A 9223-nucleotide genomic window follows, 5' to 3' on the forward strand; every position below is an offset into this window, starting at 1 on the left:
TTCTTAAGCCCTTCAGCCCAAAAGAGCTTGAGCTGCGAATCCACTGCGTCATGCGCCGGAATGCCCCATCCCGTCGCGGCGGGCAAGGCGACAACCCAGGCGATAGTATAAGCGGTGCAGGCTGTAGTTGGGTTATTGTTGGCAATCTCAGGGTGGATTTAACTCGGCGCAAAGCATACCGAGGCGAAGAGCGCATCCGCTTAACAGGTATGGAATTCAGCCTGCTGGAATTACTGATCAACCAGGCGGGTGAGTCGGTGAGTCGGCTAGATATTCTCGAGCAGGTCTGGGGTTATCGGCCTACCCGTTCCAACGACAGCCGGGTAGTGGACGTGCACATCTCCCGGCTGCGGGCAAAACTGGAAGTGGACGTGGAAAATCCGGAGCTGATTCTTACGGCACGGGGCAAGGGCTACATGTTTCAACGTATTATTCAAGGAGACAGGGTAAAAATATAAAGTCACCATATAAAGCCACCCCAGGGGCAAAGGGCTGGCAGGAAGAACAACAGATCAGTTGTATTCGCCGGGGATATCCTGCTTGGTCACCGTGACGCGACCGACCTTTTTGCCAGATAGCCGCAACAGCTCATCACCGGAAAACTCGTAGCCCAGGGAAGCCCCGATCTGGGCGACATCGTCGGCCGTGGCTGCGGCGAGCACCGCTTCACGCAGGGATGCTTTGTTTTGCATGACGCCCAGAAAGGCCTTCAGCTGGTCGAGGGACATGGTTCGCGCTCCAGAGCCGCCGTTCGCCCCATTCTGGGGTGAGGTTCCGCTTAGCTACCGGCATGACATCCTTCAGCGCCACCCCCGAGGCGAGGCGGCTTGAGGCCCTGCAGGAGGAGTTCGAGCGAGATGCCAGCTGCAATCAGGTGTTCCTGGTGCTCACCGTGGGGGCCACGCTGATTGCAACCCTGGGCCTGCTGGCCAACAGCCCCGCTGTGGTGATCGGCGCCATGGTGGTGGCCCCCTGGATCATGCCCCTCCAGGCGATGGCCTTCGAGATCGCCCAGGGGCGCCTGGCCATGGTTGGTCGGGCCCTGCGCACCCTGCTGGTGGGGGTGGCGATCTGCGTGCTGCTGGCGATGGCGGTGGGCCATCTGGTGGCATTTCCCAGCTTCGGCAGCGAGGTGATGAACCGCACCAGCCCGAACCTGCTGGATCTGGGCATCGCCCTGGTGGCCGGCGCGGTGGCCATGTTTGCCAAGTTGAGGAAGGACGCCCTCTCGGCCCTGGCCGGGCTGGCGATCGCCGTCGCCCTGGTGCCGCCGATCTGCGTGGTGGGCATCCTGCTCGCCTCCGCCTACTGGGGACAGGCCTATGGGGCCCTGCTGCTCTTCACCACCAACCTGCTCGGAATCCTGGTGGGTGCGATGGCAACCCTGGCGGCACTGGAGCCGGTTTACCGCAGCCGCCTTTTGCACAGCAAACTCGGCCTCACCAGCCTGGGGCTCACCACCCTGCTGGTGATTCCGCTTGGCAGCAGTTTCCTGCGGCTACTGGGCCAGGCCAACAGGGAAAACAAGGCAGTGCAGTTGGAAAGCCTGATTGAACAGAAACTGCGCAGCAGCACGATCACCCTGGGCAGCGATCCGGCCATTGATCTGGTGGGCCTATCGATCGACTGGCAAAAGAATCCACCCCTGATCAGGGCCCGGGTGCGGGTGACAGATCCGCAGCTGCCCAGCGCCCGGCAGGTGGCAGAGGTGCAGACCTTCATTAATAGGAGCCAGGCACCCCTGCGCTTCCGCTTGGTGGTGCAGCGCACCGCCGTAGACCTGATCGCCCCCCCCACAGCCCCCAATCCTGCCGATCTGGAGGTGCTGCCGCCGCCGCTCCTGCCGCCCTTACCGCAGCCGGAACTGGACTAATTTGAGATCGATATCGTTCTGCTTGAGGGATGGTCCCATGCCCAAACCAACCCAGACCCTGCAGCAGGTGAGCTGGGAGCTCCCCGAGTCGCTTGTGGAGTGCATCGCAGCCCAGGCCGCAGTTGAGGGAACCAAGCCGGAAGCGCTTGCCGCCAGGATCCTTTCGGCCTGCTTAGACCAAGAGGGGCTGACTTCGGCAGGCCGTTGCTCCCTGCGCACCGGTCTGCGCAGTGAGGGGCCCATGCCCCTGCCGATTCAACAGAACTAAATCGCCCCGGGACGCCCTTTTGATCGAAACCAGTTCCTCCCAGGTGAGTTCCCAGCCCCCCGAGCAGCAGCGCCAAGCCCTGTTGGGCCTGCTACGCAGGCAACCCGGCGGCGCGGCCAAAGCAGAAAGCCCCCTGGTGGAAAAGCTGATCTTGGAGCTGGAGCGCTCCAGACCAGCCGATCTGGCCGACCCGGCGGCCCTAGCCCAACTGGAGGGGGTATGGGAACTGCGCTGGAGTAGCAGCAGCCAGCCCTATCTGGCCGTGACCCCCTGGCTGGAAAACCTCCAACTCCTGGCGCCCTCCCAGGGGCGGGGAATGAACCTGCTGCGGCTGAGCGGCCCCCTGGCTGCCCTGGCGAGCATTGTTGTGGAGGCGAGCGTTTCTGTGGACAGCCCAGCTTGCGAGCCTGGCCCACCGCTGCAGCGGGTGCGGGTGCAGTTTCGGCGCGGGGGGTGGCTGGGGCCATCCATCGGCAGCAGCCGTCTCCAGCTGCTGCGCAGCGTGCAGCAACCCTTTCCAGCCTGGCTTGATATCACCGTGCTCGATGGGGAGCTGAGGGTGTGCCGCGGCAATGCCGGCACCCTATTTGCCCTGCTGCGTCGCCCAGAGCTCAACCTGCAGGAGCTGCTGGGCGACCAGGAGCCAGAGCCGGCGAACTAGGCAGACAAGCGGCAGAGGAATAAAACAAAAAAGGAATAAAACGAAGAAGCCTTAAAATATTATGATAGGCTAGTTAATATCCCAATCTATTCTCACCCAATCTCAACAATGACTCCAGTTTCAAAGGCAAGCTTTCTGGCCATTATTCACGCAGACAGCCAGCTCCAAAAAGCCCTATTAGAGCCCAGTCTCTGTGAAATAGCCATAAAAATCGCCCGGGCAGCCGGGATGGATGTTAATGGCCCAGATCTGCTCGCTGCGCAGGCTGAATGGGGCCAAGTTTCGAATGATTTGCTGCCAGATTCCGAGCCGATATTGATCGATTTTGATGGCGATGGGGTGCCAGATGCCATCCAGCGGGGCGATCGAGTTTCCCTGCTCGGCTCTGATGATTGAGCCGGGTCCAACTGATCAGGAGCCAACCATCGACCCTGCAGTAGGGGATCCGATGATCCGGCAACTGCTGCGCCCGGAGGCCTATGGACACCCGGTTGCCGCTGGAGGCCCCCAACTGCTTGAAACCCACCTCTCCTGGGTGCTGTTGAGCGGGCCCTATGCCTACAAGCTCAAAAAGCCGGTGGCCTTCGGCTTTGTTGATTTCTCCACCGCTGAACTGCGCGAGCAGGCCTGCCGGGACGAGCTGCGCCTCAACCGCCGCCTCTCGCCGGAGCGCTACCTAGATGTGGTGCCGGTCTATGGCCCCCTGGAAGCGGCCAGTTTCATCCCGCCCGCCACCTCCCCGGCAAGTGCCACCACCCAGGCAAGTGCCAAAGCCCCGACGGGGGTATTGGCCTGGGCGGTGCGAATGGTTCAGTTCGATCAGGAGCAGCTGCTGCCGGCCGCCCTTGCCGCGGGCCAGGTGGGGGATGGGGAAATCAGGGAGCTGGCTGAACGCTTGGCCCGTTTCCATCGGGACGCCGCAACGGCTGGCCCGGAGACGCCTTGGGGCCAGAGCGAGGCGGTGCTGCAACCGGTGCTCGACAACCTCACCGCCCTGGCCGATTGTCCTGGGGCCCAGGTCCATCTGGGCCCTTTGACAGCCTGGGTGCGGCAGCAGGCAGGGGCCCTGCAGCCCTGGTTTGACCAGCGGCAACGGGGGGGCCATATCCGCGAGTGCCACGGTGATCTGCACCTGGGCAACATGCTGCTGGGCACTTCCGGCATCGAGGTGTTCGACGCCCTGGAATTCAGCGAGACCCTGCGCTGGATCGATCCGATCAGTGAGCTGGCCTTCCTGGTGATGGATCTGGCGGTGAGGGGCCGGGCAGATCTTGGAACCCTGCTGCTCAACAGTTGGGTGGAGGCCAGCGGCGATGGGGAGGGCCTGTGCGGCTGGGCCTGGTACAGCGTCTATCGAGCCCTGGTGCGCGCCAAGGTGAGCTGGCTGCGGCTGAAGCAAAGCGGCCTGGCAGCGGCGGAGCGCAGCCGCATCCAAACCGAGCTGGCCAGCTATCTGCGCCTGGCAATGGACTGGATCCAACGCCAGAGCCAGCCCCTGGTGCTGATGCACGGTCTGGCAGGCAGCGGCAAGTCGACCGTGGCGGTGGCACTCAGCCAGCAGCTCGGGGCCGTGGTGTTTCGCTCCGATGTGGAGAGGAAACGGCTGTTCGGGCTCTGGGGCGTCAGGCCCACCCGGCTGCTGGAGGGGGAGCTCTACGGCCCAGTAGCCAGCAGGCATCTTTATGGAACCACCCTGCCGGCCCTGGTGGAGGCGACGAGCGCCGGGGGCCTGGCCGTGATTGTGGATGCCTGCTTCCTCAGGCGCAGCGAGCGCCAACGCATGGTCGCCCTTGCCGGCAAGCTCGGCATCCCGGTTCAGATCGTGGTTTGTACGGCGCCGGAGCCGCTGCTGCGCCAAAGACTGCTCGAGCGTGCCGCCGCCGGGAGCGATCCCTCCGATGCCACCGTTGAAGTGCTGCAGAGCCAACACCAGTGGCTCGAGCCGCTCGACCCGGATGAAAAGGGTCTGGTGATGGCCGTTCCTGGGGCCGCCAACTAGGCTCGCCTTGATGGGCCAGGCGATTCGCGACGTTGATCTGCTGGCCTTTGAGCGGGGCAGCCACCAGGCCCGAGCCGCGGTGGTAGATGGGGTGAGGCGCAGCCTGGAAACGGGCTTTGTGTACACCAGCAGCGATCTCTCGCCCGACCTGCTGGACACGGCCTATGGCCTGCTGGCTGAATTCTTCGCCCTCGCCCCGCAGAGCAAGCAGGGCTGCGTGGCATCTGGCAGCGGCGGCCAAACGGGCTACACCGGCCTGCTGGTGGAAACGGCCGCCGGCAGCAACCAGGCCGATTGGAAGGAAATGCTGAATTGGGGCCTGCCCCTGCCGGCCAATCACCCCCTGCGGCGCCGCTACCCCCTGCTCTACCCCGAGCAGCTGCTGCCTGAGCATTTGGTGCCGGGGATCAGCGCCGTTCTGGAAACCTTTCACAGCGCCATCGCCGATCTGCAGCGCCGCTTCCTGCGGATCATTGCCCTGGGCCTGGGCTGCGCCGAAACCTTCTTTGACGAGATGACCAGCGATGCCCCCACCCTCACCCGGGCGATCCGCTATCCGCCCATGGGCGAGGCACCGGATGGTGGCCACATCTGGGCTGAAGCCCACGGTGACATCAACCTGATCACTGCCCTGCCCCGGGCCAGCGGGCCGGGCCTGCAGGTGCAGGTGGAAGGCAAATGGCTCGATGCCCTGCCGCCGGAAGGGCGGGTGATCCTCAACACCGGCATCATGCTGGAGCGCCTCAGCAATGGCCTGATCCCAGTGGGCTGGCACCGGGTGGTGGCACCGGCGGGCAGCCAGCAGGAGCGCCTCAGCGTGGTGCAGTTCTGCCATCCCCGGCCCTGGACAAGCCTGGCCCCCCTGGCAAGCTGCTGCACCCCCGACAACCCCCAGCGCTATTGCGGCATCAGCGCCGCCGCCGCCCTCGAAGACGTGCTCTACCAGATCAAGTTGATGGGCTGAGGCCCCAACGGATCACCATCAGCGGTAAACCTCCCGCCGATGGCCAATTCGGACCACCTGCACCAGAAGCACCCGATCAAACACCTCATAAACGATGCGGTAATCCCCGACACGCACCCTGTAGACCCCGGCTTCTCCCTGAAGAGCAACGCAGTTGGGAGGCCGGGGATTCTCGGCCAGCAGATCAATGGCTGCGCGCATGCGTTGCTGATCGCGCCGTTGCAAGTCCGCCAGGGAGCGCACAACACGGCGGGCCAGGCGGACCTCATAGCGCCGCGGTGGCTGATCAGAATCCGAGTTCAAACCAGGCCAAGGTCAACCTTGACCTGCTCCCACGGCACGCTGTCATCGTCTTTGCGCGCCTGGGCCAGGGCTACGCGGTCACTGGCCTCATCAGCCGCCGCCACCAGACGCTCAAACGCCGCATGCTCCAGCAGCACCGCCACCGGCCGGCCGTGTCGGGTGAGCACGATGGGCTCGCCACTGCGCTGCGTGGATTCGATGACCTCCGCGAGGTTCTCACGGGCCTGGCTCACTGCAATTTCTCCCATAGCGCCCCAGTTTCTGTACAAATCGTACAAGCAGGTGCCGGAGAACCTGAAGGGCCTCCAGCTCTCAACACTGGCTTCACCTGATAACGGCATTCGCCTGCGCCCTGCACCCATGCCAGTTGCAACTCCTGTGAAGTGATCGCCGCCCTCGAAGACGTGCTTTACCAGATCAAGTTGCTGGGCTGAGGCCCCAACAGATCACCGGGGCCACTGGGTGTGGCTTGCAAGGGCAGCGAGGAGGGGATTGGATTTTGCGACCCCAGCCAATGTCTGGGGCGAATTTGTGGTGACGAGCAGGCAGGAAAAGGAGGGTCTGGGGAGAGAAGGTAGGCGGCCCCGCAGGAGGGTTCGCAAAAAATCCAAGTGCGGGGCCCCGCTGGTGCCGCTTAGCCCGGCAGCCGTGAAGGCGAAGGCGCCAGTGCGGGTCAAACAAGTTGGATAACTGGTTAGGCCCTGGATGCGGCCCCTGGCAATCTGCTGCTTGGCTTGGGAGGGTGTCGGCAGCTGAGTCTCCTGCAGCTGAGCCTCCTGCAGCTGAAGCTCGGGGATGGTTTTGGTGATGGCTGCTGGATCCAGGGCAGCCTCCTGCCAAGAGGCAAGCGGTGTGAGGAGCAACCAATCCCTTCCATGGGCAAAGCGTTTGCTCGGGCCGATGGCAACATTGCGCTGCAGCAAGCTGGTGTGCTGGGTGGCGGTCCCAATCGAAGCGGCAGCGGCTTGCCAGGGCGGTGGCAGGAGTGCAGAAGCGGGCGGCTGGGGAAGGGGCGGTGACTGGGGAAAAACCACCAGGTGAAGGGTGGCCAGGCCGACACCTGCAGCTAGCACTGCCAACCAGAACCGCTGCTGAGCGCGATCGAGCTGGGCAGGGTTGATACTGCTCATGCGGTTAACTCTTGATCGAGCAACCTGTAATAAATCCAGCCGGCAATGGTGGCAGCAATCAAGGAAAAAATGAGGCCTCCGTGGCCATGGAAGAAATCAAAAGCTGGCATGCCGCTGCGATCTGCCCAGGTGGTGAAGTAGGCCAGAAGGGCAATGCGAACCGTATTGATGGCATAGGCCGAAACTATGGCGCCACCGAATGCTGCGAGGATGTGGCCACGCTGCTTCAGTGGAAAAATGAGCTGGAAGATTATTACCATGCTGATCGAAAAGATCAGCTGTTCGTTGCCATTGCAGGGCGTCTGAACCACTACACCAGCAGAGCCAAGCGAGATCTCCTTACCACTGAGGCCTGTCTGAAAGCCGAGCCCATAGAGAAAAATCCAGGTGAACAGGGCTGTGAGCCGATTTTGAATGGGGGATGACAACACTGCAAATGCGCCGCTAATTGGAAGCAGCAGGGAAATGAGCAGGGGGGCCGCAAAGAGTTGCCATTGCTGGACTGGCCGACTGAGCAAGGCCAGGGCGGAGATAGATCCAGGCAAGAGCAAATACTTGATGTAACCTGCCTGGAAACTGATCAAGGCTGGCGAGAGAGTTAAAAGCAGGGCGATTAAGATTGCTCCAGCAAAGAAGCTGAAACGGCTTGGTTTTGGCCAGAGATTGGCTAGCTTATCCTCCAAGGAGATGGCGATACCAAGCCAAAGCAACAGCTGAAAGATCTGCAGACCAAGGTCTTGCAAGCCAAGCCAAAGTATGCTGGCATTCCAGCAAAACATCAAAGCAGCCAGCAAAAGGAAAAGTGCCCTTCGGTTGGAAAGTCTAGGTACCCAATGCCGCAGCTCAAACATGGCAGATGGTGCGCTGGCTAAATATATAACTAAAGCTTGTGAAGGCCATAAAATCCCCAGGCGTAGGCAATGGCCATCAAGCAGATGCGCATGGCAGTGCGGCCGAGGTTCCAGGCGGCAGCAGAAGTTTGCCGGTTTAGGTCAACACGAAACTGCTCACTACGAGCTCCCACCGAAGACAGCAGCTCCTTTCGCCTGGCTGATGCATCTAGCTCAGCTTTGAAGAAAGCAGGAGGCAAGCTAGCTTGAAATTTCGTCCATTCGGCTTCAATTACAGCATCGGGGGCACTTTTTATTCTTGATTCGACTGCCTTTATTTGCTCCTGGGCCTGGCTACTGGTTGCTGCGCCTTTGGCCGTAATCAGCTCCATGCCCTTGGCAAAGAGAATGGCCTGCCAGCCAGCCAGCAGCAGCAAGCTGATGGTGCCGGCCAGAGCCAGACGGCGGATCCCCAGCTCTGATTTCTTAAGGGCGATCAGCCGTGGACCCTTAGGGTTGGAAGTCTCCTGGCTATGGACGTGAAGCTGCAGGTAGCCTGACACTCGCAACAGGGCCACTCCTACGAGTGCAAGGCTGGCCGAGCTGACAATGGTGTTGGATATGCCAAGACCCCAATCTGGTGAGCCTAGATTGAGGGGCAGGAAGTTGAAAGCAACGGCAAAAATGAATACCGCCAATAACACCCGGCCGATGCGCCGGATCAACCTGATCCCACCGAGAGGCAATCTATTTTGACTCACAAATGCCCTTTCTAACCAGAAGATTGTAAAGCTAGCCGGACCAGGGGGCAAGGCAGATAAATACAAAAATATTTACACTAAGCTTTCTGATATAAGCCATGCCAGTCCAAGTATAAAAATATCTCACTCAAGCACCATTTATGCCTAATATTTTCCGCGCCTCCGGTAGCGGCTTGAACTAATTTACTCAAGCCGCTCTCGAGCCTACTTTAATTAGCAGCGGAAGGAGTTGCATTGCTCTCCCTAATCCGTTTCTTTAACTTACGGCTGTAGAAAAATAATGCGGAAATGCCCAGAATTGGGATTGGTGCTGGTACTGACGCCGGGCCTGATGCTACGGGCTGCACTTGAGCCCAGGTGTAAGTAGTGCTTGTCTCAATACCGGTATTATTGTACCGGCCATAAGGGAATGGACCTCCTACGTAAGTATACCA

The 9223-nt window shown here is 61.1% G+C and carries 13 protein-coding genes; 7 read left to right on the forward strand and 6 right to left on the reverse strand.

The genetic code is table 11. From position 1 onward, the window contains the following. Nucleotides 1–458 (forward strand): winged helix-turn-helix domain-containing protein (locus KBZ15_RS12395; protein ID WP_255015508.1); only part of this gene is annotated, 458 nt, incomplete at its 5' end. 54 nt (nt 459–512) lie between these two features. Here the strand turns inward: KBZ15_RS12395 and KBZ15_RS12400 are convergent. Next, complete coding sequence (locus KBZ15_RS12400; protein WP_255015509.1) at nt 513–728, reverse strand: Nif11-like leader peptide family natural product precursor; 216 nt, start codon at nt 726–728, stop codon at nt 513–515. 62 nt (nt 729–790) lie between these two features. Here KBZ15_RS12400 and KBZ15_RS12405 point away from each other — a divergent pair, with 62 nt between their 5' ends. The 6 genes from KBZ15_RS12405 to KBZ15_RS12430 all read left to right on the forward strand — a co-directional run bounded on the left by KBZ15_RS12405 (nt 791) and on the right by KBZ15_RS12430 (nt 5765). Next, nucleotides 791–1873, forward strand: a complete 1083-nt coding sequence (locus KBZ15_RS12405; protein WP_255015510.1) for a DUF389 domain-containing protein — start codon at nt 791–793, stop codon at nt 1871–1873. A 37-nt stretch (nt 1874–1910) separates the two neighbouring features. Then, a complete protein-coding gene (locus KBZ15_RS12410; RefSeq protein WP_255015511.1) occupies nt 1911–2141 on the forward strand; it encodes a hypothetical protein in 231 nt (76 codons plus the stop codon). Nucleotides 2142–2160: 19 nt separating this feature from the next. Further along, on the forward strand, nt 2161–2802 hold the full coding sequence (locus KBZ15_RS12415; RefSeq protein WP_255015512.1) for a PAP/fibrillin family protein: 642 nt from the start codon (nt 2161–2163) through the stop codon (nt 2800–2802). 108 nt (nt 2803–2910) lie between these two features. Then, entirely contained in the window at nt 2911–3198 is a 288-nt protein-coding gene (locus KBZ15_RS12420; RefSeq protein WP_255015513.1) for a hypothetical protein, read from the forward strand. Nucleotides 3199–3250: 52 nt separating this feature from the next. Next, entirely contained in the window at nt 3251–4801 is a 1551-nt protein-coding gene (locus tag KBZ15_RS12425; RefSeq protein ID WP_255015514.1) for a bifunctional aminoglycoside phosphotransferase/ATP-binding protein, read from the forward strand. A gap of 10 nt (nt 4802–4811) precedes the next feature. Then, complete coding sequence (locus tag KBZ15_RS12430; protein ID WP_255015515.1) at nt 4812–5765, forward strand: isopenicillin N synthase family oxygenase; 954 nt, start codon at nt 4812–4814, stop codon at nt 5763–5765. 18 nt (nt 5766–5783) lie between these two features. On the opposite strand, the gene KBZ15_RS12435 is transcribed toward KBZ15_RS12430, so the two are convergent. The 5 genes from KBZ15_RS12435 to KBZ15_RS12455 all read right to left on the reverse strand — a co-directional run bounded on the left by KBZ15_RS12435 (nt 5784) and on the right by KBZ15_RS12455 (nt 8726). Then, nucleotides 5784–6068 (reverse strand): type II toxin-antitoxin system RelE/ParE family toxin, encoded by a 285-nt coding sequence (locus KBZ15_RS12435; RefSeq protein ID WP_255015516.1) that lies wholly within the window; start codon nt 6066–6068, stop codon nt 5784–5786. After that, nucleotides 6065–6316, reverse strand: a complete 252-nt coding sequence (locus KBZ15_RS12440) for a type II toxin-antitoxin system Phd/YefM family antitoxin (protein ID WP_255015517.1) — start codon at nt 6314–6316, stop codon at nt 6065–6067. The genes KBZ15_RS12435 and KBZ15_RS12440 overlap by 4 nt, the downstream gene beginning before the upstream one ends. A gap of 198 nt (nt 6317–6514) precedes the next feature. Continuing rightward, on the reverse strand, nt 6515–7198 hold the full coding sequence (locus KBZ15_RS12445) for a hypothetical protein (RefSeq protein WP_255015518.1): 684 nt from the start codon (nt 7196–7198) through the stop codon (nt 6515–6517). Then, nucleotides 7195–8049: an exosortase/archaeosortase family protein gene (locus KBZ15_RS12450; protein WP_255015519.1), complete on the reverse strand. Its 855-nt coding sequence runs from the start codon at nt 8047–8049 to the stop codon at nt 7195–7197. The genes KBZ15_RS12445 and KBZ15_RS12450 overlap by 4 nt, the downstream gene beginning before the upstream one ends. Nucleotides 8050–8078: 29 nt before the next feature. Then, the gene (locus KBZ15_RS12455; RefSeq protein ID WP_255015520.1) at nt 8079–8726 is read right to left on the reverse strand and encodes a hypothetical protein; all 648 of its coding nucleotides are present in this window, start codon (nt 8724–8726) and stop codon (nt 8079–8081) included. Between the last annotated feature and the right edge of the window lie 497 nt (nt 8727–9223).

The sequence above is a fragment of the Cyanobium sp. BA20m-p-22 genome (genome assembly GCF_024346275.1).
GTDB lineage: Bacteria > Cyanobacteriota > Cyanobacteriia > PCC-6307 > Cyanobiaceae > Cyanobium_A.

Excerpts from the sequence above, each read along its gene's own strand:
- KBZ15_RS12425 (WP_255015514.1), top strand. The coding sequence starts at position 3,251 with ATGATCCGGCAACTGCTGCGCCCGGAGGCCTATGGACACCCGGTTGCC.
- KBZ15_RS12405 (WP_255015510.1), top strand. The coding sequence starts at position 791 with ATGACATCCTTCAGCGCCACCCCCGAGGCGAGGCGGCTTGAGGCCCTG.
- KBZ15_RS12410 (WP_255015511.1), top strand. The coding sequence starts at position 1,911 with ATGCCCAAACCAACCCAGACCCTGCAGCAGGTGAGCTGGGAGCTCCCC.
- KBZ15_RS12440 (WP_255015517.1), bottom strand. The coding sequence starts at position 6,316 with ATGGGAGAAATTGCAGTGAGCCAGGCCCGTGAGAACCTCGCGGAGGTC.
- KBZ15_RS12445 (WP_255015518.1), bottom strand. The coding sequence starts at position 7,198 with ATGAGCAGTATCAACCCTGCCCAGCTCGATCGCGCTCAGCAGCGGTTC.
- KBZ15_RS12400 (WP_255015509.1), bottom strand. The coding sequence starts at position 728 with ATGTCCCTCGACCAGCTGAAGGCCTTTCTGGGCGTCATGCAAAACAAA.
- KBZ15_RS12420 (WP_255015513.1), top strand. The coding sequence starts at position 2,911 with ATGACTCCAGTTTCAAAGGCAAGCTTTCTGGCCATTATTCACGCAGAC.
- KBZ15_RS12430 (WP_255015515.1), top strand. The coding sequence starts at position 4,812 with ATGGGCCAGGCGATTCGCGACGTTGATCTGCTGGCCTTTGAGCGGGGC.
- KBZ15_RS12450 (WP_255015519.1), bottom strand. The coding sequence starts at position 8,049 with ATGTTTGAGCTGCGGCATTGGGTACCTAGACTTTCCAACCGAAGGGCA.